Origin of the sequence: Allobosea sp. LjRoot237 (genome assembly GCF_964253285.1) — a bacterium.
Classification (GTDB): Bacteria; Pseudomonadota; Alphaproteobacteria; order Rhizobiales; family Beijerinckiaceae; genus Allobosea.
Map to the genome: position 1 here is coordinate 1,185,719 of NZ_CAXUQP020000001.1, position 23,133 is coordinate 1,208,851.

The 23,133-nt window shown below is 68.1% G+C and carries 21 protein-coding genes; 12 read left to right on the forward strand and 9 right to left on the reverse strand.

Annotated elements, in window-relative coordinates; genetic code table 11:
• Positions 1-54: 54 nt before the first annotated feature.
• The 5 genes from ACSQ24_RS05685 (at position 55) to ACSQ24_RS05705 (ending at position 4,137) form a co-directional block, all read left to right on the forward strand.
• The gene (locus tag ACSQ24_RS05685; protein WP_436093750.1) at positions 55-1,047 is read left to right on the forward strand and encodes a zinc-dependent alcohol dehydrogenase; all 993 of its coding nucleotides are present in this window, start codon (positions 55-57) and stop codon (positions 1,045-1,047) included.
• A gap of 50 nt (positions 1,048-1,097) precedes the next feature.
• Complete coding sequence (locus ACSQ24_RS05690; RefSeq protein ID WP_436093751.1) at positions 1,098-1,499, forward strand: 6-pyruvoyl trahydropterin synthase family protein; 402 nt, start codon at positions 1,098-1,100, stop codon at positions 1,497-1,499.
• 196 nt (positions 1,500-1,695) lie between these two features.
• The gene (locus tag ACSQ24_RS05695) at positions 1,696-2,748 is read left to right on the forward strand and encodes a glycosyltransferase family 4 protein (protein ID WP_436093752.1); all 1,053 of its coding nucleotides are present in this window, start codon (positions 1,696-1,698) and stop codon (positions 2,746-2,748) included.
• Entirely contained in the window at positions 2,745-3,584 is an 840-nt protein-coding gene (locus ACSQ24_RS05700; protein ID WP_436093753.1) for an SAM-dependent methyltransferase, read from the forward strand. The genes ACSQ24_RS05695 and ACSQ24_RS05700 overlap by 4 nt, the downstream gene beginning before the upstream one ends.
• A gap of 52 nt (positions 3,585-3,636) precedes the next feature.
• Positions 3,637-4,137 (forward strand): GNAT family N-acetyltransferase, encoded by a 501-nt coding sequence (locus ACSQ24_RS05705; protein ID WP_436093754.1) that lies wholly within the window; start codon positions 3,637-3,639, stop codon positions 4,135-4,137.
• A 121-nt stretch (positions 4,138-4,258) separates the two neighbouring features.
• On the opposite strand, the gene ACSQ24_RS05710 is transcribed toward ACSQ24_RS05705, so the two are convergent.
• From ACSQ24_RS05710 to ACSQ24_RS05725, 4 genes are all read right to left on the reverse strand, one after another.
• Entirely contained in the window at positions 4,259-6,346 is a 2,088-nt protein-coding gene (locus ACSQ24_RS05710; RefSeq protein WP_436093755.1) for a hypothetical protein, read from the reverse strand.
• Between the two features lie 270 nt (positions 6,347-6,616).
• Positions 6,617-9,439, reverse strand: coding sequence for a DUF4159 domain-containing protein (locus tag ACSQ24_RS05715; protein ID WP_436097827.1), 2,823 nt, complete (start codon positions 9,437-9,439; stop codon positions 6,617-6,619).
• Between the two features lie 222 nt (positions 9,440-9,661).
• A complete protein-coding gene (locus ACSQ24_RS05720) occupies positions 9,662-10,576 on the reverse strand; it encodes a DUF58 domain-containing protein (RefSeq protein WP_436093756.1) in 915 nt (304 codons plus the stop codon).
• 10 nt (positions 10,577-10,586) lie between these two features.
• Positions 10,587-11,603: an AAA family ATPase gene (locus ACSQ24_RS05725; protein WP_436093757.1), complete on the reverse strand. Its 1,017-nt coding sequence runs from the start codon at positions 11,601-11,603 to the stop codon at positions 10,587-10,589.
• Between the two features lie 162 nt (positions 11,604-11,765).
• Here ACSQ24_RS05725 and ACSQ24_RS05730 point away from each other — a divergent pair, with 162 nt between their 5' ends.
• From ACSQ24_RS05730 to ACSQ24_RS05745, 4 genes are all read left to right on the forward strand, one after another.
• Positions 11,766-12,371, forward strand: coding sequence for a DUF1285 domain-containing protein (locus tag ACSQ24_RS05730; RefSeq protein ID WP_436097828.1), 606 nt, complete (start codon positions 11,766-11,768; stop codon positions 12,369-12,371).
• Positions 12,371-13,039: a CoA pyrophosphatase gene (locus ACSQ24_RS05735; RefSeq protein WP_436093758.1), complete on the forward strand. Its 669-nt coding sequence runs from the start codon at positions 12,371-12,373 to the stop codon at positions 13,037-13,039. The genes ACSQ24_RS05730 and ACSQ24_RS05735 overlap by 1 nt, the downstream gene beginning before the upstream one ends.
• Before the next feature lie 166 nt (positions 13,040-13,205).
• The gene (locus tag ACSQ24_RS05740) at positions 13,206-13,478 is read left to right on the forward strand and encodes a DUF6111 family protein (RefSeq protein WP_436093759.1); all 273 of its coding nucleotides are present in this window, start codon (positions 13,206-13,208) and stop codon (positions 13,476-13,478) included.
• Complete coding sequence (locus ACSQ24_RS05745) at positions 13,475-14,704, forward strand: CCA tRNA nucleotidyltransferase (protein WP_436093760.1); 1,230 nt, start codon at positions 13,475-13,477, stop codon at positions 14,702-14,704. The genes ACSQ24_RS05740 and ACSQ24_RS05745 overlap by 4 nt, the downstream gene beginning before the upstream one ends.
• 26 nt (positions 14,705-14,730) lie before the next feature.
• Here the strand turns inward: ACSQ24_RS05745 and ACSQ24_RS05750 are convergent, their stop codons facing one another.
• The 5 genes from ACSQ24_RS05750 to ACSQ24_RS05770 all read right to left on the reverse strand — a co-directional run bounded on the left by ACSQ24_RS05750 (position 14,731) and on the right by ACSQ24_RS05770 (position 18,838).
• Positions 14,731-15,177, reverse strand: coding sequence for a GNAT family N-acetyltransferase (locus tag ACSQ24_RS05750; RefSeq protein ID WP_436093761.1), 447 nt, complete (start codon positions 15,175-15,177; stop codon positions 14,731-14,733).
• 14 nt (positions 15,178-15,191) lie between these two features.
• Positions 15,192-16,115 (reverse strand): oxygen-dependent coproporphyrinogen oxidase, encoded by a 924-nt coding sequence (gene hemF / locus ACSQ24_RS05755; RefSeq protein ID WP_436093762.1) that lies wholly within the window; start codon positions 16,113-16,115, stop codon positions 15,192-15,194.
• Positions 16,116-16,128: 13 nt separating this feature from the next.
• Positions 16,129-16,602: a tRNA (cytidine(34)-2'-O)-methyltransferase gene (locus ACSQ24_RS05760; protein ID WP_436097829.1), complete on the reverse strand. Its 474-nt coding sequence runs from the start codon at positions 16,600-16,602 to the stop codon at positions 16,129-16,131.
• 299 nt (positions 16,603-16,901) lie between these two features.
• Positions 16,902-18,314: an aminotransferase class V-fold PLP-dependent enzyme gene (locus ACSQ24_RS05765; protein ID WP_436093763.1), complete on the reverse strand. Its 1,413-nt coding sequence runs from the start codon at positions 18,312-18,314 to the stop codon at positions 16,902-16,904.
• A gap of 65 nt (positions 18,315-18,379) precedes the next feature.
• Entirely contained in the window at positions 18,380-18,838 is a 459-nt protein-coding gene (locus ACSQ24_RS05770; protein WP_436093764.1) for a RidA family protein, read from the reverse strand.
• A 355-nt stretch (positions 18,839-19,193) separates the two neighbouring features.
• Between ACSQ24_RS05770 and ACSQ24_RS05775 the strand changes: the two genes are divergently transcribed.
• The 3 genes from ACSQ24_RS05775 (at position 19,194) to ACSQ24_RS05785 (ending at position 23,132) form a co-directional block, all read left to right on the forward strand.
• Positions 19,194-21,059, forward strand: a complete 1,866-nt coding sequence (locus ACSQ24_RS05775) for an ABC transporter ATP-binding protein (RefSeq protein WP_436093765.1) — start codon at positions 19,194-19,196, stop codon at positions 21,057-21,059.
• A 192-nt stretch (positions 21,060-21,251) separates the two neighbouring features.
• Positions 21,252-21,803, forward strand: a complete 552-nt coding sequence (gene petA, locus ACSQ24_RS05780) for a ubiquinol-cytochrome c reductase iron-sulfur subunit (RefSeq protein WP_436093766.1) — start codon at positions 21,252-21,254, stop codon at positions 21,801-21,803.
• 57 nt (positions 21,804-21,860) lie between these two features.
• The gene (locus tag ACSQ24_RS05785; RefSeq protein WP_436093767.1) at positions 21,861-23,132 is read left to right on the forward strand and encodes a cytochrome b; all 1,272 of its coding nucleotides are present in this window, start codon (positions 21,861-21,863) and stop codon (positions 23,130-23,132) included.
• Position 23,133: the final 1 nt, after the last annotated feature.

Here is a 23,133-nt window from a genome sequence, read left to right on the forward strand (position 1 = left end):
CGGTTTCCGTCATGGGCTCACAAGGCTGGCGGGGAACGGCGCGGAGGGCGATGCGTGGTAAAGCCGGCAATTGCAAACGAAGCAAGCGCGCAGGCGACCGCGCTCTGGTATGCCGCCGCGCGTGAATGCGTCCTGAACACCGAAGAACTGCCGGAGCGGGGGCCGGGCGACTGCCTTGTCCGCACGCTCTGGAGCGGCATCAGCCGCGGCACCGAGCGGCTGGTCTTCGAAGGCCGCGTGCCCGAGAGCGAATATGAGCGCATGCGTGCTCCCTTTCAGCAGGGCGCGTTCCCGTTTCCGGTGAAATACGGCTACTGCGCCGTCGGCATGGTGGATGCGGGGCCGGCCGAGCTGCTCGGCAAGCGAGTGTTCTGCCTGCACCCGCATCAGGACCGCTTCGTCGTCGCGGCGGGCCGCGTGGCCGTGGTGCCCGAAGGCATTCCGGCAAGGCGCGCCGTGCTCGCCGCGAACATGGAAACCGCGCTCAATGCGCATTGGGATGCCGGCTCCGGCCCGGCCGATCGCATCGTCGTGGTCGGCGGCGGCGTGCTCGGCCTGCTCACTGCCTTCATCGCGGCGAAGCTGCCGGGTGCGGAGGTGACGCTGGTCGATCTCGACGAGAGCAGAGCGGGGCTCGCGCAGGCGCTGGGCTGCCGGTTCGCGCTGCCGCCGAACTGCCCGCAGGATGCCGACCTCGTCTTCCATGCCAGCGCCAGCGCCGGCGGCCTTGCCACGGCGATCGGCGCAGCCGGCTTCGAAGCACGGATCGTCGAGCTGAGCTGGTATGGCGAGGGCAATGTGGCGGCACCGCTTGGCGGCGCTTTCCATGCCCGGCGCCTGCAACTCGTCTCCTCGCAGGTCGGGCAGGTCTCGCCGTCGCGGCGGGTGCGTTTCGACTATGCGCGACGTGCCAATGCCGCCTTGGCGCTGCTCGCCGACGCACGGCTCGATGCGCTGATCACCGACGAGATCGCGTTCAAGGATGCGCCTGCGCGATTGCCGGCGCTGTTCGCCGGCGCAGGGCTGACGGCGGTTCTGCGCTATTGACGTCGCGCACCGGCCTTCGCCAAGACTGCGCGCGCTGAAGGAGACCGTCCATGTTTTCCGTCGAAGTCCGCGATCGCATCATGATCGGCCATTCGCTGCCCGATCCGTTCTTCGGCCCGGCGCAGGCGATGCACGGCGCGACCTTCGTCGTCGACGTCGCCTTCTTCCGCGAGAACCTGACCCGCCAGAACGTGGTGGTCGATATCGGCGCGGCGCTCTCCGTGCTGAACCAGACGCTGAAGCCGCTGAACTACCAGAACCTCGATGCCCTGCCGCAGTTCGAGAGCGTGCTGACCACCACCGAATTCCTCTGCAAATACATCTTCGACGCGATGGCGGCCGCGGCCCGCTCCGGCAAGCTTGGCGCCGATGCCACCGATCTCGCCAAGATTCGAGTGACGCTTCACGAGACCGACCTGGCACGGGCGAGCTATGAGGGCGCGCTCGCGTGATATCCGGTCGGGTAGAAGCGTCGGATGGCTCGACCTACCCTCTCCCCCCTTGTGGGGGAGAGTTGGAGAGGGGGGTAGTCAGCCGTGCGGCTGATTGTTGGCGAAGTCTCGACGCCGCTCACCCAGTCACCCCCCTCCCAACCCTCCCCCGCAAGGGGGGAGGGCTTTGCATCGCGCTTGGTCTGGGCGAAAGGTCGTGAGCGAGATCGTCTTCGCCATTCCAGGCGATCTGTCGCTGCCGACTGGCGGCTACGTTTACGATCGGCGGCTCCTGGCGGAATGGTGCGAGATGGGCGTTGCGGCACGGCATTTGCCGCTGCCGAGAGGCTTTCCGAATCCGAGCGAGACTGATCTCGCCGAGACCGGCCGGGCGATCCTGTCGCAGCCCTATGACAGCGTGCTGCTGATCGACGGCCTCGCCTATGGCGCCTTTCCGGAGAGCATCGCAGCCGGGCTCGCCGGACGCGTCGTCGCGTTGGTGCATCATCCGCTCGGGCTGGAGACGGGACTGTCACCGGCGCAGGCGGCGGAGTTCGTCAGGCGCGAGACCGCCGCCCTGCGCTATGCGGCTGCGGTCGTCGTGACCAGCGAGACGACCAAGCGGTTGCTCGCCGTCGACTTCGCCGTGCCGGCGGAGCGGATCACCGTGGCCGAGCCCGGCGTCGATCCGGCGGCGCAGGCGGCCGGCTCCGGTGGTGGCGAGATGGTCGAACTGCTGGCGGTCGGCTCGCTCGTGCCGCGCAAGGGCTATGACGTTCTGATCGCGGCGCTGGCGGGACTGGCTGACAAGCCGTGGCGTCTCACCATCGTTGGCGCGGATGACCGCGCTCCTGCCACCGCGGCTGCCCTGAAGGCGCAGATCGCCGCCACCGGGCTATCCGGGCGGATCAGGCTTGCCGGTGCGCTCGGGCAGGCGGAGCTCGACGCTGCCTATGCCAAGGCTGATCTCTTCGTCATGCCCTCGCTGTTCGAGGGCTATGGCATGGTGCTGACCGAGGCATTGGCGCGCGGCCTACCGATCCTGTGCACGACCGGCGGAGCCGCGGCCGAGACGGCGCCGAACGAAGCTGCGCTGAAGGTGCCTCCGGGCGATGTGGCGGCCTTGCGCGCCGGGCTGGCACAGTTGTTCGATGATAGGGATGAGCGTCGACGCCGTGCCGACGCGGCCTGGCATGCGGCCGGCGCATTGCCGCGCTGGCGGCGGACTGCGACGATCGTCGCCGAAGTTTGTGCGAAGGTTATTCCATGAGCGGATTTTCCCCCGATTGGCTCGCTCTGCGCGAACCGGCCGACCATGCTGCGCGCAATCCGCAGGTGCTCGCCGCGGTCGGCTCCACCTTCGCCGGGCGGCAATCGCTAGCGGTCGTCGATCTCGGTTGCGGTGCCGGCTCGAACCTGCGCGGCAGCTATAGCGCGCTGCCTGTCCGCCAGCACTGGACGCTGGTCGACGCCGATTCGCGCCTCTTGTCCGTCGCGCGGCGCAAGCTCGCCGAATGGGCGGACGCGGCGCAGGAGCAGGGCGAGGAGCTCGTCCTGCGCAAGGACGACAAGACGCTGACGGTGGATTTCCGGCAGGCGGACCTGAACAAGGAGCTCGAATGGGTGCTCGGCTGGCAGCCGGACCTGGTCACGGCTGCGGCGCTGTTCGATCTCGCCTCGGCCCGCTGGCTCGAACGTTTCGCCGCTTCGCTCGTCAGCATGCGGCTGCCGCTCTACACCGTGCTGACCTATGACGGGCGCGAGAGCTGGGAGCCGACGCATGCCGACGACCAGCGCATGCTGGCCGCCTTCCACCATCACCAGCGCAGCGATAAGGGCTTCGGCCCGGCGGCTGGGCCCGATGCCACCGAAGCGTTGGCGCAGGCTTTCCGCAAGGCTGGTACAGCAGTTACGGTCGGTGAAAGCCCGTGGCAGCTCGGAGCAGGCCAGCCCGATCTGATCCGCGAGCTGGCGGCCGGGATCGCTGCCGCCGTGGCCGAGACCGGGCATGTCGCGCCGGAGGCGATCGCGGGCTGGCTGGAGGCCAAGCGCAGCGCTGCCTCCGTCCGCGTCGGCCATCAGGACCTTTGGGCAAGGCCGGTCTGAAGCCGGCGCCATTGCCATTCGCGCCGAATTCGGCCATGCCGCGATCCCGACCATGACTTCGCTTCCCCTCACCATCCGCCAGGAATTGCCTGGTGACGCCGCGGCGATCGAACGCCTGCACGAGCGCGCCTTCGGGCCGGGACGCTTTGCGCGCACGGCCTTCCGTCTGCGTGAGGGTGCGCCGCCCGATCCGGCGCTGTCCTTTGCCAGCCATGTCGGCACCTTCCTGGTCGGCGCGGTCCGGGTGACGCCGATCCTGGCCGGTGGCGCGCCAGCGTTGATGCTCGGCCCGCTGACGGTCGATCCCGCCTTCGAAGGCCGGGGGATCGGGGCAGCGCTGATGAACGCCGCGATCGAGGCGGCGCGCGAGCATGGCCACGAGCTGATCCTGCTGGTCGGTGACGCGCCCTATTACGCCCGCTTCGGCTTCAAGCCGGTGAGGCCGGGCCAGCTCGCCCTGCCCGGCCCGGCCGATCCGGGGCGCTTCCTGGCGTTGGAGCTCAGCGCGGGTGTGCTGGCGCAGCGCAGTGGCGCGGTTACGGCGCTGCGCTGACCAGGGCGTCATTCTCGGGCGAAGCGAAGCGTAGACCCGAGAATCTCCTGACGAGAAGGCGCGGACCGGAGCCTCCTCCGGCCTGAGTTGCTCGGGTCAAGCCCGAGCATGACGAGGATATCTACGCCTCGCGCTTGAACCTGCGCCCGCTCTCGCCGATCCAGCCAGCGATTAGCGCACCGAAGAGGATGGCGAGTCCGATCAGCCCGACGAAGAGCGGCGAGATCGAGACGCCGCGGACGATGCCGGAATCGCTGATACGCAGGCCGATCCAGTCGGCGCCGGCGAACTGCCGCCCAGAGCGGACCGGCACGATGCGCGGGATGGTGACGCCCGAACCGTTCTCCTGGCCGATCCGGCGCGAGGAGCCGCCGGTCGCCTCAGCCAGCGCCTGGAGCTTGCCGGGGTCGCTGACCACCTCCATCAGCTCGCGCGGGTTCTCCGGGCCGATGCTGGCGAAGGCGGTGAGATTCTCGGTGGTGATCTTGTGCAGGCCGAACTCGCTCGCCGCCGTGCGGGCGACGAAGAGGCCGGGGCGGCCAGCCTCGAAGGGCACGGTGCGGGTCGAACCATCGGGCGCCGTTATGATCGCGGGTGCCGGGTTATCGCCGAGCGTCTGGCGTTCGATCTCGATGTTGCGGCCGCGTGCCGAGGCGCGCAGCGCCTCTTCCTCGAGGTCAGGCTCCTTCATCAGCCAGTGGCCGAGTCGACGCAGCAGGTCGAGATGCGGGCCACCATCGCGGAAGCCGCGAGCCCAGAGCCAGGCATGGTCGGAGAGGAAGAGCGCGACACGGCCCTTCTGCTCTCGCGCCAGCAGGAGGAGCGGGCGCTCGCCGGGGCCGGTCATCACGGTCGAGCCCGAGCGGGCGCGGGCGCCGACCAGGCGCAGCCATTCGCCCCAGCGCGGCGGCTCGGTCTCAGAGCCCGGCAGGTCGCGGGTGACGGGGTGGCGCTTGCCCGGCTCGCTGACGCGGGCGCGATAGGCCTCGTCGATGACGCTGCCATCGGGCTGTGCCGGCAGGATCTGGCCGAGCGGGGTCCGTGCCAGCGACTGCGCGCCGGAATATTCCGGCCCGGCCGCGATCAAGAGCGCGCCGCCATCGCGGACATAGCGGACGATGTTGTCGAAATAGACCAGCGGCAGGATCGACTGGTTGGCGTAGCGGTCGAAGATGATCAGGTCGAAATCCTTGATCTTGACCTGGAACAGCTCGCGCGTCGGGAAGGCGATCAGCGAGAGCTCGTTGATCGGCGTGCCGTCCTGCTTCTCCGGCGGGCGCAGGATGGTGAAATGGACGAGGTCGACATTGGCGTCGGCCTTGAGCAGGTTGCGCCAGGTACGCTCGCCCGGATGTGGCTCGCCGGAGACCAGCAGCACACGCAGCTTGTCGCGGACGCCTTCGATGGTGATGACGGCGCGGTTGTTGGCGAGCGTCAATTCGTCGGCGATCGGCGCCGCCTCGATCTCGATCACGTTCGGGCCGCCGCGATCGATGCGGACGGGAACCTGGATCGTCTCGCCGGTGATCGCCTCGCGCCGGGCGATGATCTCGCCGTCGCGGCGCACCGTGATCGCGGCGCGGCCGGGACCGCCCTTGTCGACGACCCGCAGGCGGACGTTCTGCTCCTTGCCGACGATGCCGAAGCGCGGCGAATCGACCAGCACGATGCGCCGGTCGATCTCGCGCTCGCGGCCGGTGGTCAGCACATGCAGTGGCGCTCGCAGGCCGAGCGCCTCGGCCGTGGCGGGGGCGTCATGGGCAAGGCCGTCGGTCAGCAGGATCGCTCCGGCGACGCGCTCGGACGGCACGTCGGCGAGACCGGAAGCGAGCGCCTCGAACAGCCGGGTGCCGTCGCCGGCGCCCTGCTGGTCGGTGACCTCGATCGTCCGCGTCTCGACGCCGGAAATGCCGCGCAATTGCCGCTCGACCTCGGCCTGGGCGGCTTGTGTCTGCTGGGCGCGATCGGCGAGGCGGTTGGAGGCGGACTTGTCGACGACGACGGCGACGACGTCCTTGACCGGCTCGCGATCCTCGAAGACGAGCGACGGGTCGGCCAAAGCGACGGCGAGCACGGCGAGCGCCAGCGCGCGCAGGATCGCGCTGCGCCCGGCCAAGACCAGCGCCATGCCGGCAGCGACCGCGGCCAGAACGGCGAGGCCGATCAGCAGCGGCAGCGGGACGAGCGGGGCGAAGGTCAGGCTCCACATGGGTTCAGGATCCTCTTGCCAGACACCTGAATCTGGTCATGGAGCGAGCGAATTCCCTCCAGGAGAATTGCACGAAAGATCGGCCTGCATTGGTCGGGGCGCGGGAGCCCTCCCCCCTTGTGGGGGAGGGTTGGGAGGGGGGTATCGCATGCGCAACCCTTTCCGCGCCAAGCTGGGCATATGGCGAGGGTGGCATACCCCCCTCTCTAGCTCTCGCCCACAAGGGGGGAGAGGACAGGCCACCGCTTCCGGCTTTCAAGCGAAGTACCATCACTGCCCCAACCTCTCCAGCAGGGCCGGGACATGGACCTGATCAGCCTTGTAGTTGCCGGTCAGCGCGTACATCACGAGGTTGACGCCAGCGCGCAGCGCCATCTCGCGCTGGCGCGGATCGGAGCCGGACATCGGCACGAGCGCCTCGCCTCGCCGCCCAACAGCCCAGGCGGCGGCGAGATCGTTCGAGGTGATCACGATCGGCGAGACGTTGTCGCCGGCGCGGGCCGGGCGGCGGCCATCCTCGGTGGCGGGGGGCAAGACCTCGACCCAGGTTGTGCCGGTGTCATAGCGGCCGATGAAGCCGTCGAGGATGTAGAAGGTCTTGGTCAGGACGTGGTCGCGCGGGATCGGCTCGAGCTCGGGAATATCGAGCGTCTGCAGCATGCGGCGGAGCTGGTCGCCCTCCGGCGTGGTGCCACCGCCGGGCCGGGAGCTCATCGCGTCGCGGGTGTCGAAGATCACCAGCCCGCCGCCCTTCATATAGGCTTCGAGCTTGCGCAGCGTCTCGGCCGGGGGGATCGGCCGGCCGGCGACAACCGGCCAATAGAGGATCGGGTACATGGCGAGTTCGTCGCGGGCGACGTCGACACCGGCTGCCTCGCCCGGCTCCAGCGCGGTGCGGGCGCCGAGCACGATGTTGAGGCCGGCCATGCCAGCCTTGGACATGTCGTCGACCCCCCTGTCGCCGGTGACGACATAGGCAAGCCGGGTCGCGCTCGCGGCCGTGACGATATCGCGGGTCACCGGGGGACGCTGATCGGCCGGCGGAGCAGGGGGCGCCGGCTGCTGCGCTTGCGCCGTGTCCGGGACAGGTAGCGCTGCGAGGGCAATGGCGAAGACGAATGCCGCCGGTGCCGCCCGGCGGAAGCGGGCGAGATTCATCCGGCCACCGAGCCAGAGCGTCGCCAGCGTATCGGCGACGAGCAAAATCAGCGCGAGAACCAGGAGCTGCGGGCGGATATCGCGGGCGACCGGCTGGTCGATCGGCAGCACGGTTGCGCCGAGCGCGGCGAGATCGAGCGCGGTCAGCGTGTCGGCAGGAGCCAGCGTATTGACCGCCATGGCGCCGTCAGTCGGGCCGTAGATGCCCGGCGGATGGGCGAGCGTGGCACGCCCGGCGAAGTTGCGCGCCACGGGCTGCGCGGTCGCCGGCGGGCTGCGGAAGGCGCCCTGGCCATCGAGCACGCGCGTCGGCGAGAGGGTCTCGACCCTGACCTCGCCGCCTTGTCCCTCGGTCGCGCTGGTGCCGGACATGGCGACGACCTTGCGCAGCATGTCGACGAAGAGGCCAGAGAGCGGCAAGTTCGACCAGGTGGTGTCGGCGGTGACATGGACCATGGCGAGAACGCCGTCGCCGCGCCGCTCGCCGGTGACGACCGGCGTGCCGTCCTCCAGTGCCGCCCAGGTCTTGCGGGCGAGGTCAGGCTCCGGCTCGGCCAGGATCTGGCGGGTGACGCGGACGTCCTCGGCCAGGGACGAGCCGAAGAACGGGCTCTCGCGGGTGAAGGGCGCGAGCTTGCGCGGCGTCTCCCAGGAGAGGCCGCCGCCGAGGGTGCGGCCGCCACGGCGCAGGCGCACCGGAGTCAGTTCGTCCGAGGCGGCGGCGAGCCGCGCGCCGGCAAAGCGCAGCAGCACGCCGCCGCGTTCGACGAAAGCTGACACCTTGGCCGCAGTGTCGCTGTCGAGCGCGCCGATATCGGCGAGGACGAGGACGGAGAGGTTCTGCGCCAGAAGCTCGCCGACAGGGTCGGTCGAGCCGGAGCGGGGCTCGCGGATCTCGGCGAAGGGCGAGAGCGCGCGCGAGACGTAATAGGTCGGCGACAGCAGCGGCTGGGCGGTGTCGGCGGTGGCGCCGGAGACGATGCCGACGCGCCGGCGCTTGGCGCGGTCATCGAGCAAAGCGACGGCACCGGCGCTGCGCTCACCGGTGATCTCGAGCCGGGAGACGGCGTTGCGGACTTCGATCGGCAAGGTCAGCCGCGCGGTGGTCGCGAGCTCGTTGCCGCCGAAGACGAAGGGCGCATCGCCGAGCGGCAGGCCCTTGAGGTCGAGCGCGCGGACCTGGCCACTTGCCGCGGCATTCGTTGTCGGGCGCAGCACCTTGACGGTCAGCGCGCCGGCGAGATTTTCGGGCGTGGTGAGCGCACGCTGGTCGGCCGGGCCGGCATGGATCGAGAGCCGATTGGCGCCGGCTTCCTGCTTCAGCCGGGCAAGGAACTCGGCATCGCCGCCACCAATGCCGAGCCCGTCGGCGACCCAGACCGTCTCGGCCTGGGGCTGGGCGCGCCAGAAGGCTTCGAGGCGCTGGAGATGGGCGCCGCGATCGGGCGCGTGCGGCTGGAGGGCGAGGGCGCGCAGGCGTTCGAGCGCGCCCTGCGGCTGCGACAGCGCGATCTCGGCTGGTGCCTCGGCGAGGCCGACGACGGCGACGGGCCGGCCCTCGCGGGTGGCCGCGGCGATGCGGCTCTCGGCGATGGCCTGGCGCTCGGTCCAGTCGGTCGCCGCGCCAAAACCGTTGTCGACCAGCAGCAGCAGCGGGCCGCGCAGGGCTGCGGCGTCGCGTACCGGATTCCAGACCGGGCCGGCGACGGCGAGGATCGCCAGTGCCGCCACCGCCATGCGCAGCGCCAGCAGCCACCAGGGCGTATGCGCCGGCGTCTCGCGCTGCGGGATCAGGTCGCGCATGATCTTGAGCGGCGGGAAATCGATCCGCTTCGGCCGCGGCGGCGTCACCCGCAGGATCAGCCAGAGCACGGGCAGGACGGCCAGCGCGATCAGGGCCAGCGGCGCGGAGAAGGCGATCGGGAGAGAGCTCAGCATCGGCTCGCATCCTTTCGCGGGGATGGCGCGCGATATCCCCTCTCCCCTTGCGGGAGAGGGTTAGGGTGAGGGGTCGCACGACGCAGGTCGCTGGTGCGCCGCTGCGTTCTCCGAAGCTTTCCAGACCTGCGCGACCCCTCATCCGACCCTTCGGGCCACCTTCTCCCGCAAGGGGAGAAGGGAAGAACCGCATGCGCAGTGCTCAGGACCGACATCGGACTAGCTCCCAACGCCGCGCGAGGCGGCGATCAGGCTGGCGATGCGCAGGACCCCCTCGCTCGCCGGGCGGTCGGTGCGGTGCAGGGTCAACGTCCAGCCGGCATGGCGGCAGGCCTCGCGGATGGCGTCGCGATGAGCCTGAAGCCGCTCGCGATAATCCTCGCCCCATTTGCCGGCATCACCGACCCGCAGCGAGAGGCCATCCTCCAGGTCGAACAATTCGGCCTGTCCGGAGAAGGGGAAGGTCTCCTCGATCGGGTCGGCGATCAGAAGGATATGGCCCTTGGCGCCGCTGCTCGCCAGCGTGGCAATGCGCTTGGCCAGCGCTGCGACCGGCGTCAGTCCGTCAGTGATCAGGATCGCGTCGGCGAGGCGCGGCAGCGGCTCTGCCGGCGGCAGGTCGGCCTCGCCATTGCGGCGATCGGCCAGGATCGCCTGCGCCAGCAATTCGACGATGCGGCGCGAGGCCATCGGACGGGTCAGGCCGAGATGGCCGACGCGCTCGCCGGCCTCGACCAGCGCTTCGGCCAACGCGAAGCCGGCGATCAGCGCGCGATCGACCTTGCTCGCCAGCGCGAGCGAGGAGGCAAAGCCCATCGAGGCCGAGCGGTCGATCCAGAGCCAGATCGCGTGCGAGGCCTCCCATTCGCGCTCGCGTACGAAAAGGTGGCCGTCGCGGGCCGAGCGGCGCCAGTCGATGCGCGAGGCGGCCTCGCCCGTGACCAGCGGCCGATATTGCCAGAAGGTCTCGCCGGGGCCGGAGCGCCGACGGCCATGGATGCCGTGCACGCTCGCCGAGACCCGCCGCGCCTCCAGCACCAGCCGAGGCAGTCGCGCGGCGAGATCAAGGGAAGCCTTGAGGACCGGCTGTCCCGGCTGGCGTTCAGCTTGGCCGAGGACGCGCGTGCGCAGCATCAGCTTTTCCTCAACCCAGGCGCTCCACCAGCTTGGCGACGATGCCCTCGACCGTCTCGCCATCGGCGCGGGCGGCGAAGGTCAGCGCGATGCGGTGCTTGAGGACCGGCGCTGCGAGCGCGGCGACATCGTCGACCGAGGGGGCGAGCCGGCCCTCGACGAGGGCACGGGCGCGGGCGGCGAGCGTCAGCGCCTGGCTGGCGCGCGGGCCGGGGCCCCAGGCGAGCTTGTCGGTGATCGCCTTCTCGCCGTCGCCGGGGCGGGCAGAGCGGACGAGATCGAGGATCGAATCGACAACGGCCTCGCCGACCGGCAGGCGGCGCACCAGGCGCTGCGTCGACATCAGGGTCTCGGCCGTCATCGCCTGCACCGGCTTGTGCTCGGCGGCGCCGGTGGTCTCGAGCAGGATGCGGCGCTCGGCCTCGCGGTCGGGATAGCCGACGTCGATCTCAAGCAGGAAGCGGTCGAGCTGGGCTTCCGGCAGCGGATAGGTGCCTTCCTGCTCGATCGGGTTCTGGGTAGCGAGGACATGGAAGGGCGCCGGCAGGTCGTGACGCTCGCCGGCGACGGTGACGTGATGCTCCTGCATCGCCTGCAGCAGGGCCGACTGGGTGCGGGGCGAAGCGCGGTTGATCTCGTCCGCCATCAGCAATTGGGCGAAGACCGGGCCCTTGATGAAGCGGAAATGGCGCTTGCCGCCCTCGCTCTCGTCGAGCACCTCGGAGCCGAGGATGTCTGATGGCATCAAATCGGGCGTGAACTGGACGCGGCGGGCCGAGAGGCCGAGCACGGTGCCCATCGCCTCGACCAGTTTGGTCTTGGCGAGGCCGGGCACGCCGACGAGCAGGCCGTGGCCGCCGGCGAGCAAGGTGATCAGCGAGAGATCGACGACCTTCTGCTGGCCGAAGATGACCTGGCCGATCTCGGTGCGGGCGGCGCCGATGGCGGCCAGGGCCGTCTCGGCTGCCTCGACCACGCCGGTGTCGAGGTTGATCGGGGCGTTGGCATCACGGGCTTGCGCCACCATGTCGATCTCCTTCAGCCGCGCCGTTGCGCGGCCTTCCTGTCCGATTCCAGACTCTGACCCTCGCGCGGAACATGCTCAAGGGGCAGAGGCAGGCGGTGCACAACAGTCCGCTTCACGATTATGTAGAGTTCAAGGCGAGAGAGCGATGCAACCGGCATGCCGATGACGAAAGCGCGAGGTGAGGTGACGACCGAGGCGGGTGGCGCGATGAATCGCCTGCTGAGCGCGCTCGGGACCGGTCCTTCACGCGGCTTGCCGCCGGTCGAGCGCTGGAATCCGTCCTTTTGCGGCGATCTCGACATGCGTATCGCTGCCGATGGCACCTGGTTTTATTTGGGCACGCCGATCGGCCGGCCGGCGCTGGTCAAGCTGTTCTCCTCGGTGCTGAAGCGCGAAGGCGACGATTACTTTCTCGTGACCCCGGTCGAGAAGGTCGGGATCAAGGTCGAGGACGCGCCGCTCCAGGCGGTCGAGATGGCCGTGGAAGGTGAGGGGGATAGGCGCAGCATCGCCTTCCGGACCCGGACCGACGATCTGGTGACGGTCGGGCCGGACAACGCTCTGCGTTTCGCCAGGGCTGCAAACGAGGGGGTGAAGCCCTATGTGCATGTCCGGCGCGGGCTCTGGGCCCGGCTCACGCGGGCGCTGACCTATGATCTCCTGGCGCTCGGCGAGATACGCGACGGCGACGGGGAGCCGCAGTTCGGCGTTATGGCCGGCGGTGCCTTCCACATCGTCGCGCCGGCCAGCGAGATCGAGGGACTGTGATGCAGCATCCGGCGAAGCGGCTTGCCGAGACGGCGTTCTGGAACGGCGGCGACCTTGAGGCGCTGCTGCTCCGCAGCCTTCGGACCGAGCCGCCAGCCCTCGGCGACCTGATCGCGCGGCCGCGCGGTGACCACGACCTCCAGCCCGAGCCGACTGATATCCCCGACGAAGCGAACGCAATCGAGGCGGCGGTGCTGATCCCGATCGTGCTGCACCCGGACGGACCGACTGTGCTCCTGACCCTGCGCGCCGCGGCGCTGCGCAGCCACTCTGCTCAGATCGCCTTTCCGGGCGGACGCATCGATGCCACCGACGGCTCGCCGCTGGTTGCGGCGCTGCGCGAGGCAGAGGAGGAGATCGGGCTTGCGCCCGACAAGGTCCGGACGGTCGGCTATCTCGACGCCTATCTCACCGGCACCGGCTATCGCGTCACGCCGGTGGTCGGGCTGGTCGAGCCGCCGCTAGCGCTGACGATCAACCCGCACGAGGTCGACGAGGCCTTCGAGACGCCGCTCGCCTTCCTGCTCGACCCGGCCAACCACCAGCGCCATGGCCGCGAATTCAGGGGACGCTACCGCACCTACTATGCGATGCCGCATGGCGATCGCTATATCTGGGGAGCGACGGCCGGCATGATCCGCAATCTCTACGAGCGGCTCACCGGCTAGTGTCCGTTCGGGAATTCGTGATGGCGGACTGCGACTGGCATTGTTCTGCGCCTCGGTGCTCACGTACCTCCGTACGCTGCGCTCCGATGCTCGAAAAATCCCAGTCTCGCCACGCCCTGACGAATTCTAGAGCGGACACTCAGACTGGACGGATTGGACTGGCCCGATGCTGCGCACGCTGATCGAGGAGTTCCTGCTCTTCGTCCTGCCGTTCTGCCTGTTCGCGGGCTATCTCGTGATCCGGCGGCGCAATCCGTTCGATGTCGACCATTGGAGTGGCCATGTGTTCTGGCTGTCGGTGACCGGGCTCGTGCTCGGCATCGTCTCCTTCATCTATGCTGGCTCGGTGGCGCAGCGGCATACCGGCGCCTTCGTGCCGCCGCATGTCGAGAACGGCCGGCTGGTTCCCGGCTATTTCGAGGACCGGCCGAAGCCATGACCGGAATCGAGCGGCAGCATCTCGCCGCATTGCTGGCGCGGGCTGATGTCGCAGCGCTTCTTTCCGCGCTGAACCGTGATGGAGAGGAGGCCCGCATCGTCGGCGGCGCCGTGCGCAATGCGCTGCTCGGCGAGCCGGTCGCGGATATCGATCTCGCGACGACCTGCCTGCCCGACGAGACGATGCGGCGGGCGCGCGCTGCCGGTTTCAAGGCGATCCCGACCGGGGTCGAGCATGGTACCGTCACCGTCGTGATCGACGGCGCGCCCTTCGAGGTCACGACGCTGCGCCGCGATGTCGAGACCGACGGCCGCCATGCCGTCGTCGCCTTCGGCCGCGACTTCCGCGAGGACGCGCTGCGGCGCGATTTCACCATCAATGCGCTCGGGCTCGATGCCGCAGGCGTGTTGCACGATTATGCCGACGGGCTCGCCGATCTCGCGGCAAGGCAGGTGCGCTTCATCGGCGCGGCAAGCGAGCGGATCGCCGAGGACTACTTGCGCATCCTGCGTTTCTTCCGCTTCCATGCACGGTATGGCGTAGGCGAGCCGGACCCCAGAGCCCTCGATGCCTGCATCGCAGGCCGTGCGGGGCTGGAGGGGCTGTCGCGCGAGCGGATCTGGACGGAGCTTCGCAAGTTGCTCGTTGCGCCGCGTGCCACACATACGCTGCAAGCGATGGCAGGCGCCGGGCTGCTGATGCCGGTGATCGGCGGCGTGCCCCGCCTCTCGCGCTTCGCTGCGATCGCCGATGGGCCGGGGGAGCGCGTGTATCCTGCCTTCCGGCTGGCGGCATTGGCGGTCGTGACCAATGAGGATGCGCTCAGGCTGCGCGAGCGGTTGCGGCTCTCCAATGCCGAGTTCGAGCGGATTTCCGGTATCGCCACAGCGCTGGAGGCGTTGTCGGGAAGCGGAGTGCCGCAGGAGATCGCGCGCCTGCGTCGCCTGGCTCACCGCATCGGAACCGACGCGGTCGCAGGGGGACTGGCGCTGCTGGGGACGGCCGGCAGATCGGCTGATACTCAAGCGCTGATCGCCGAGCTGGCGCGGACGCCGCCCTTCCTGCTGACCGGCAAGGATGTGCTGGCGCTCGGCGTCGGCGCCGGCCCGAGGGTTGGGCAAGCGCTCGAGATGGCGCGGGAGGCCTGGATCGAGGCCGGATGTCCGGCCGGGCGGGAGGTGCAGTTGCGGATGCTGGGCGAGGCCGCGGCGGGAGCGAATGGCTGACCCGAAGGTCTTCGAACAGCCGGCGGTCAGGCGACCTCTTTCATCCCCGCACGTTCGTAAAGCCGTCTTGCTCCGGTCGGGTTGTCGATCTCGACCTTGAGATCCACGGCATCGGCGCCGCGGGCGGCGAAGGCGAGGAAAGCCTGTCGCAGGAGAGCCTCCCCGAGACCCAGCCGCCGCACTGAGGGGTGGACCACCAGGTCCTTGATGAAGGCGGAGCTCCAGCACAGGCAGATCGCGGCGACGGCGCCCCTGGCGTCCTGGGCGACGAAGACCAGTGCCGGATCGAAACCGCTGTCAACCAGAAGGGCAGCCCGCCAGTCCTCGAACGGAGGGACGCGACCGCCGCCGAGGCTGTAGCCGAGGGCGAGCAACGCGTGAAGCGCCGGCAGGTCGGCGATAGCGAACGGTGCGAGGCGATATCCCGCAGGCCAGACCGGCGCCGGGACGTGCACCGCCAGCTCGCGCCGCATGCGAATCCAAGGCCTCACGGCCAGCGCACCGTCGGCGGCATCGAGGACAGGATCGAGGCGACATTGCCGCCGGTCTTCAGGCCGAAGATCGTGCCGCGGTCGTAGAGCAGGTTGAATTCGACATAGCGGCCGCGACGGACCTGCTGCTCATGGCGCTCGGCTTCCGTCCAGGATTTCGCCAGGTTGGCGCGCAGGATGCGCGGATAGATGTCGAGGAAGGCCTCGCCGACAGCTCGGGTGAAGGCGAGGTCGGCGTCCGGATCGCCCGACCAGAGATAGTCGTAGAAGATGCCGCCGATGCCGCGCGGCTCATTGCGGTGCTTGAGGAAAAAATATTCGTCGCACCAGGTCTTGAAGCGCTGATAGTCGGCGATGCCGGCATGGGCTTCGCAGGGCGTGCGCATCGCGGCGTGGAAGGCGAGCGTATCGGGATCGTCTTGCGAACGCCGGCGGTCAAGCACCGGGGTCAGGTCGGCGCCGCCGCCGAACCAGGGTTTTGTCGTGACGACAAAGCGGGTGTTCATGTGCACGGTCGGCGCGTGCGGGTTCCAGGGATGGGCGATCAGCGAGATGCCGGTGGCGTGGAAGCGCGGGTCCTCGGCGGCGCCTGGGATTTGCGCGGCGAATTCCGGCGCGAAGCTGCCATGCACGGTCGAGACGTGGACGCCGACCTTCTCGAAGACCCGCCCCGACATCAGCGACATGACGCCGCCGCCACCCGAAGCGCCGTCATGGTTGGTGCGCTGCCAGGGCGTGCGCACGAAGCGGCCGGGCTTGTCGGTTTCGGGCGGGAAAGGCCCCCTCGCCTCGTCTTCGATCTGCTCAAAGGAGGCGCAGATGCGGTCGCGCAGGCTCTCGAACCAGGCGCTCGTACGCGGCTTCAGCGCTTCGACGATAGCGGGATCGAAGGCGGCGGTCTCGGTGGCTTGTCCGGTCATGGCGGCCTCTTTGTCAGATATCGGCCGGCCCGGGATAGGCGCCAAGCTGACGCAGCGCCTCGCCCACGACCATCGCCGCTGCCATGGCGACATTGAGCGAGCGCAAATCGCGGCGCATCGGGATGTGCACGCTGGCTTCGGCCGCAGCGTAGACGTCCGGTGGCACACCGGCGCTCTCGCGCCCGACCATGACAATGTCGCCGGGCTGGAAGGCGAAATCGGTGTGGGCGATGGCGCCGTCGGTTTCGGCGAGGACGAGGCGGTGGCCGGCCTGCCGCCGCCAGGCCTCGAAGGCGCGGAAGCTGTCGTGGCGCGCCACCGCTGCCCGCTCGAGATAGTCCATGCCGGAGCGGCGGAAATTGCGGTCGGAGACGTCGAAGGCGGCGGGCTCGACGATGTCGACGGCGACGCCGAGGCAGGCGGCCAGGCGGATCATCGTGCCGGCGTTCTGCGGGATGTCGGGCTGGTAGAGGGCGAGGCGCAGCATGGCGAGCGTCATGCTGCGCCTCGCCCGCCATCGTCAAGCTTCGCCGCCTGCCGGCGCAATCGCTTGAAAGCTTTCTCGCACTATGAGGCGGGCTCAAGCCCTCCCCCCGCTTGCGGTGGGGAGGGTTGGGGTGGGGGGCAGTGCCGCTTGGCTCCACGTTGAAGAACTGTCGAGCCCTGCTTTGCGGCCCCCCATCCCTAACCCTTCCCCACCGCAAGCGGGGGGAAGGGGATGAACGCCGCTTTTAAGTGATTGCGCTGCTGCCGACTCGAAGCTCGGATCGGCAGGCGGATTACGCATCAGACCGAGTGCATCTTGCCGGCGAGCTCCCACATGGCGTCGACGAGCTGGTCGACATCGCCCATGTTGCTCCACAGATGGGTCGAGACGCGCACGCCGTAATGCTCGTCCTTCTGGCCGGCGATCGGGAAGTTCGAGTTGCGGATGACGAAGCCGTATTCGTCGAGCATCCGCTTCACGAAGGCGTCGGACTTGGCCTTGTCCTTGATATGCTCGGGATTGCGGAACGGGTTGAAGGCGGTCAGCGCACAGACCAGGCGCGGATCGTCCTTCGGCGAATAGAGGGAGTCGACGCCCCATTTCGCCGCGATCTTCTCCTTGAGATGCTGCGCCATGCCGACCGTGTAGGTCGCGATCTTGTCGCGCCCGATCCGGTCCCAGATCTCGACCGATTTGGCGAGCGCCAGGTAGACGGGTGCATTGCGGCTGCCGGTGCTCTGGATGCGCGCCGCGAGGTCGTCGGTTTCCTTTGCCGTCCTGGTGCGCGGGGGCAGGCCGCCCGACGCCGGATAGGCGCTGGTTACGACCGGGAAATAGTCCGGCAGCGGCAGCGGGTTGAACTGCGGCAGCACCTTGTTGCGGACATAGAGGATGCCGGTTCCGAGCGGCCCGCACTGCCATTTGTGGCCGGCGCCGGCCAGGAAATCGACGCCGAGGTCGCGCATGTTGATGTTGATCATGCCCGGTAGGTGCGCGGCGTCGCAGATGCTGACGATGCCTTTGTCCTGGGCGAGCTTGGCCAGCATCTTGACCGGCAGCAGGGTGCCGGTCTTGTAGGTCGGCGCCGAGAAGACCAGCGCCTTGGTGCGCGGCCCGATCGCGGCCGAGAACAATTCGACGTAGTCCTCCGCCTTCTGCTTGTTGCCGACCGGCAGGATGACGCGCTTGATCACCACGCCATAGCGATCCTGCAACAGCGCCATCGGTGCGTTGCCGCCGGAGTGCTCGTGGTTGGTGGTGACGATCTCGTCGCCCGGGCGCCAGACCATGCCGAGCAAGGCGTGGCACATGCCGTCCGAGGTGTTGCCCGACATGACGATCTCGTCGGCGTCGCAGCCGAAGCTCTTCGCCAGCGCCTGGCGCTGCGGCAGATAATTGCCGTAGCCGCTCATCGACTCTCGGGCGTGCCGGCGGGTCTCGGCGTCGAGGAAGGCTTGCGTTTCGACAGGCATGGAGCCTGCCGTGCCGATGTTCATGTAGCGGACGCCGGACTTCTGATCGAAGAGCTTGCGGACATCCGTCCAGAAGGCTGCGTCATTGGCGAGGGCTGCGGCCGCCGGCGCCTGAGCGCTGGCGCCGGTCGGCACGAAGCTCGCCAGCGAACCGGCGAAGGCGGCGGAGGAAGCGAGGGCGCCGATAAAGGCGCGGCGGTTCGGGTCGAAAGCGAGTGTCTTCTCGTCCGAGGCTTGCATGGGCCTACTCCATGGTTGCGAGGAATCCTCTTGTCGGGTGGTGAGCTGCCGAGTGGCGCGGCAGCTCAGGGGCGGACGGCGATGGCGCCGATCTCGACCTTCACATCCCTCGGAAGGCGGGCGACCTCGACCGTGGCGCGCGCCGGGGGAGCGGTCTTGAAATAGGTGGCATAGACCTCGTTCATCTTGCCGAACTCGTTGAGGTCCTTCATGAAAACACTCGTCGAGACGATGTTGTCCATCGTCAGGCCGTCGGCTTCCAGCACCGCCTTGAGATTGTCGAGGACGAGCTTGGTCTGATCCTCGATGCTGGCATCCTTCATCAGCTGCTTGGTCTTCGGGTCGATCGGGATCTGTCCGGCCAGGAACACCGTGTTTCCGGCCTTGATCGCCTGCGAATAGGGGCCGATCGCCTCAGGGGCGTTCGGCGTCGCGATCACCGTCTTGCCGGTGGTCTGGGCCTGCACGGAAATCGGCAGGGCAAGCGCGCCCGCCAGAGCGAGCCCGCAAAGCATCTTGGTCATTGTCGCCTCCAAAGCGCCGCTGTCACGCACGGCGTGGAGGCATGCTCGGCGGGGCCGGAGCACGCAGGCAAGGAGGCAGGTGTGCACTCCGCCATGCGGAAGTAGTCATTCCTTTGTTGTACGACTGTCGGTAACATTATTCTAAAAATACTCGTCTAAGTAGAATTTTATTCTACTTTCCCGCATTGCCTGCGCGAGTGCCTGAACGATCCGCGACCCGCGGCCTTCCGACCGCCAATTTCCCATTCGCCATGCGCTGCTGTCATGACCTGACCGGAAGGCGCCACAAGCTCTGGCCACGGCGCGCGATGCGCCCCATATCGGTATCGACCGATCCGAGGAGGGCGGCCCCTTCATGTTTGCCCCGCTCTTCCGTTTTCTTGAAAGCCGCATCGACGTCTTCGCGCCGTTCGACGAGCGCAAGACGCCGCCGACCGGCGTGTTCCGCTTCATGTGGCACCACATCAAGGGCGTGAAGGGCTGGATGGCCCTGATCATGCTGACCGGCCTCGGCTTTTCCGGCATCGAGGCGGCGATGTATCTGATGGTCGGCTGGTTCGTTGACCTGCTGGCGAAGAACTCGCCGGAGCAGGTCTTCAGCGAGCATGGCGGGCTGCTGATCGGTGCGGCCATCCTCGTCACGGTGTTCAGGCCGCTGATCTATTTCGCCAATCACGCCATCGTCGACCAGGTGGTGGTGCCGCAGATCACCAACCAGATCCGCTGGCGCAACCATGTCTACACGCTCGGCCACGCGCTCTCCTATTTCCAGAACGACTTCGCCGGCCGGCTCTCATCGCGGGTGATCCAGGCCGGCCAGGCGATCCGCGGCGCGACGATCGAGGTCATCGACGATCTCTGGTACGCGCTGATTTTCGCCTCGGTCGCGCTCGGCTTTTTCGGCTCGACCAGCATCTGGCTCGCCATGCCGGTGATCGTCTGGCTCGCGGCCTATGTCGTGCTGCTGATCTATTTCGTGCCGCGGGCCAAGAAGCGCTCGGAGGCGAATTCGCTCGGTCGATCGAGCACGACGGGCCGGATCGTCGACGCTTACACCAACATCCTGACCGTCAAGCTCTTCGCCCGCGCCGATGCCGAGCGCTCGGCGGTGCGAGACGCACTGACGCGCTGGAACGCCTCCTTCCTCAGCCTGTCGCGGCTGATCACCGGCGTCAGCGTCATCCTGCAGACGATGAACAGCCTGCTCGTCGTGGCGACGGCCTGGCTTTGCCTGCATCTGTGGAGTCAAGGCGAGATGACGCCGGGTGCGGTCGCCGCTGCGATCGGGCTCGTCTTGCGCCTCGTGCAGATGTCGAGCTGGCTGATCCATCTGGTGCGCGGCGTCTTCGAGAATATCGGCTCGGTGCAGGAGAGCATGGAGACGATCGCCAAGCCGCATGATCTGCCTGACGCAGCCGACGCGGTGCCGCTCAAGGTCGCGCAGGGCGGCGTCCGCTTCGAGCATGTCCGGTTCAACTACGGCCGGCCATTGGGGCTGTTCGAGGACCTCGACCTCGAGATCAGGCCGGGCGAGAAGATCGGGCTGGTCGGCCCCTCCGGGGCCGGCAAGTCGACGTTGGTCAACCTTTTGCTGCGGCTCTATCCGCTCGATTCGGGCCGCATCCTGATCGACGGGCAGGACATCGCCCGGGTGACGCAGGAATCGCTGCGCAGTCAGATCGGCATGGTGACGCAGGACAATTCGCTGCTGCACCGCTCGATCGGCGACAACATCGCCTATGGCCGCATCGGCGCGACCCAGGATGACATCGCGGCGGCGGCCATGCGTGCCTCCGCACATGAGTTCGTCCTCGGCCTCAGTGACCAGGACGGGCGCAAGGGCTTCGATTCGCGCGTCGGCGAGCGCGGCGTCAAGCTCTCCGGCGGCCAGCGCCAGCGCATTGCGATCGCACGGGTCCTGCTCAAGGACGCGCCGATCCTGATCCTCGACGAGGCGACTTCGGCGCTCGATTCGGAGGTCGAAGCCGAGATCCAGGCGCAGCTTTCCACATTGATGGAAGGCAAGACCGTGATCGCGATCGCGCACCGGCTCTCGACCATCGCTGCACTCGACCGGCTGATCGTGCTCGACAAGGGACGGATCGTCGACATGGGCAGCCATGACGAGCTGGTGCGGCGCCAAGGCCTCTACGCAAGGCTGTGGGCGCGGCAGTCTGGTGGCTTCCTGGCGCTCGCCGACAGCGACAGGATTCCGGCCTGAGCCCACCGCACGGCGGCCTTGCTGCGATGCGGTGGGCTGCGGCACGGGGAACAGTAGACTTCGTCAAAACTGCATGCCAAAGAGCGCGGCAGGCGACGCGCCGCCGGAAGGTGGCTCTGCGCCCGCGCTCCTATGAGGGCGCGTGATTTTGATTGAGCCGGCCAGGCCGGCAGCCGAGCAGGGAACTGGATCGTGGCGCACGCGACAGAGACGACTGGCACCGAACCCACCCGCCGCGATTTTCTGTTCCTGACCACTGCCGCGGTCGGCGTGGTCGGTGCCGGTTCGCTGCTGCTGCCGTTGGTTGGCCAGCTGGCGCCTGATGCGCAGACCGTTGCTGCCGGCGCGCCGATCGATCTCGACCTTACCCCGATCGCGGAAGGCCAGGCGATCAAGCTGTTCTGGCGCGGCAAGCTGATCTTCGTGCGCAACCGCACCAAGAAGGAGATCGACGAGGCGCTCGCCGTCAACATCGCGACGCTGCGCGATCCGCAGACCGACCAGCAGCGCACCAAGGCCGGCCACGAAAAGTATCTCGTGGTCTATGGCAGCTGCACCCATCTCGGCTGCGTGCCGCTGGGCAGTGCACCCGGCGAGCCGAAGGGCGAGTTCGACGGCTGGTTCTGCCCCTGCCACGGCTCGCACTACGATTCCTCCGGCCGCATCCGCAAGGGTCCTGCGCCGCTGAACCTGCCGGTGCCGCCCTATGCGTTCACCGCGGACACCAAGATCAAGATCGGCTGAGCCTCCAAGCAGGCGAAGACGGCATCGGCGGATTTGAGAGAGCTTGAGGCGAGCAGCATGAGCGGTCACAGCACCTACCAACCGAAGACGGGGATCGAGCGCTGGCTCGATGCGCGCCTGCCGATCGTGCGGCTGGTGCACGATTCGGCGATCTCCTATCCGGTGCCGCGCAACCTCAACTATCTCTGGACCTTCGGCGGCATCCTGGCATTCATGCTGGTGGCGCAGATCATCACCGGCGTGATCCTGGCGATGCACTACACGCCGAATTCGACGATGGCGTTCAACTCCGTCGAGCACATCATGCGCGACGTGAACTTCGGTTGGCTGCTGCGCTATCTGCACTCCAACGGCGCCTCGATGTTCTTCGTCGCGGTCTACGTCCACATCTTCCGCGGCCTCTATTACGGCTCGTACAAGGCGCCGCGCGAGGTGCTGTGGATCCTCGGCGTCATCATCTTCCTCCTGATGATGGCGACCGCTTTCATGGGCTACGTCCTGCCCTGGGGCCAGATGTCGTTCTGGGGCGCGACCGTCATCACCAACCTGTTCTCGGCGCTGCCGGTGATCGGCGAGACGATCGTCACCTTCCTGTGGGGCGGCTATTCGGTCGACAACCCGACGCTGAACCGCTTCTTCTCGCTGCACTTCCTGCTGCCGTTCATGATCGCCGGCGTCGTCGGGCTGCACATCTGGGCGCTGCACCATGTCGGCCAGAACAATCCGACCGGCGTCGAGGTGAAGGACGTCCGCAAGGACACCGTGCCGTTCACCCCCTATGCGACCATCAAGGACCTGTTCGGCATGGTCTGCTTCATGCTGGTCTTCGCCTGGTTCGTGTTCTACCAGCCGAATTTCATGGGGCATGCCGACAACTACATTCCGGCCAACCCGGCGGCGACGCCTGCCCATATCGTGCCGGAATGGTACTTCCTGCCGTTCTACGCGATCCTGCGCGCCATCCCCGACAAGCTCGGCGGCGTGCTCGCCATGGGCGGCGCGATCGTGATCCTCGCCTTCCTGCCCTGGATCGACACCTCCAAGGTCAAGTCGATGACCTATCGGCCGATCGCGCGTCAGTTCTTCTGGATGTTCGTGCTGGTCTGCATCGGGCTCGGCTATCTCGGCGCCATGCCGGCCGACGAGCCCTATGTCACCATCTCGCGCATCCTGACCGTGCTGTATTTCGGCTTCTTCGCGGCGCTGGCACTGATCGGCATTTTCGAAAAGCCGGCGCAGCTGCCGACCTCCATTGCCGACTCGGTGCTCGGCGGCTCGGGCGCCCGCCTGGCCCACGCCACCGCTTCCGAACCGAACGTCAAGGGTTGAC

What these genes read in the sequence shown, in the direction of transcription:
- ACSQ24_RS05735 (WP_436093758.1), top strand. Translation starts at nt 12,371, where the DNA reads ATGCAGCATCCGGCGAAGCGGCTTGCCGAGACGGCGTTCTGGAACGGC.
- ACSQ24_RS05740 (WP_436093759.1), top strand. Translation starts at nt 13,206, where the DNA reads ATGCTGCGCACGCTGATCGAGGAGTTCCTGCTCTTCGTCCTGCCGTTC.
- ACSQ24_RS05720 (WP_436093756.1), bottom strand. Translation starts at nt 10,576, where the DNA reads ATGCTGCGCACGCGCGTCCTCGGCCAAGCTGAACGCCAGCCGGGACAG.
- hemF (WP_436093762.1), bottom strand. Translation starts at nt 16,115, where the DNA reads ATGACCGGACAAGCCACCGAGACCGCCGCCTTCGATCCCGCTATCGTC.
- ACSQ24_RS05700 (WP_436093753.1), top strand. Translation starts at nt 2,745, where the DNA reads ATGAGCGGATTTTCCCCCGATTGGCTCGCTCTGCGCGAACCGGCCGAC.
- ACSQ24_RS05690 (WP_436093751.1), top strand. Translation starts at nt 1,098, where the DNA reads ATGTTTTCCGTCGAAGTCCGCGATCGCATCATGATCGGCCATTCGCTG.
- ACSQ24_RS05745 (WP_436093760.1), top strand. Translation starts at nt 13,475, where the DNA reads ATGACCGGAATCGAGCGGCAGCATCTCGCCGCATTGCTGGCGCGGGCT.
- ACSQ24_RS05710 (WP_436093755.1), bottom strand. Translation starts at nt 6,346, where the DNA reads ATGTGGAGCCTGACCTTCGCCCCGCTCGTCCCGCTGCCGCTGCTGATC.
- ACSQ24_RS05730 (WP_436097828.1), top strand. Translation starts at nt 11,766, where the DNA reads ATGACGAAAGCGCGAGGTGAGGTGACGACCGAGGCGGGTGGCGCGATG.
- ACSQ24_RS05760 (WP_436097829.1), bottom strand. Translation starts at nt 16,602, where the DNA reads ATGCTGCGCCTCGCCCTCTACCAGCCCGACATCCCGCAGAACGCCGGC.
- ACSQ24_RS05785 (WP_436093767.1), top strand. Translation starts at nt 21,861, where the DNA reads ATGAGCGGTCACAGCACCTACCAACCGAAGACGGGGATCGAGCGCTGG.
- ACSQ24_RS05765 (WP_436093763.1), bottom strand. Translation starts at nt 18,314, where the DNA reads ATGCAAGCCTCGGACGAGAAGACACTCGCTTTCGACCCGAACCGCCGC.
- ACSQ24_RS05725 (WP_436093757.1), bottom strand. Translation starts at nt 11,603, where the DNA reads ATGGTGGCGCAAGCCCGTGATGCCAACGCCCCGATCAACCTCGACACC.
- ACSQ24_RS05705 (WP_436093754.1), top strand. Translation starts at nt 3,637, where the DNA reads ATGACTTCGCTTCCCCTCACCATCCGCCAGGAATTGCCTGGTGACGCC.
- ACSQ24_RS05770 (WP_436093764.1), bottom strand. Translation starts at nt 18,838, where the DNA reads ATGACCAAGATGCTTTGCGGGCTCGCTCTGGCGGGCGCGCTTGCCCTG.
- ACSQ24_RS05775 (WP_436093765.1), top strand. Translation starts at nt 19,194, where the DNA reads ATGTTTGCCCCGCTCTTCCGTTTTCTTGAAAGCCGCATCGACGTCTTC.
- ACSQ24_RS05750 (WP_436093761.1), bottom strand. Translation starts at nt 15,177, where the DNA reads ATGCGGCGCGAGCTGGCGGTGCACGTCCCGGCGCCGGTCTGGCCTGCG.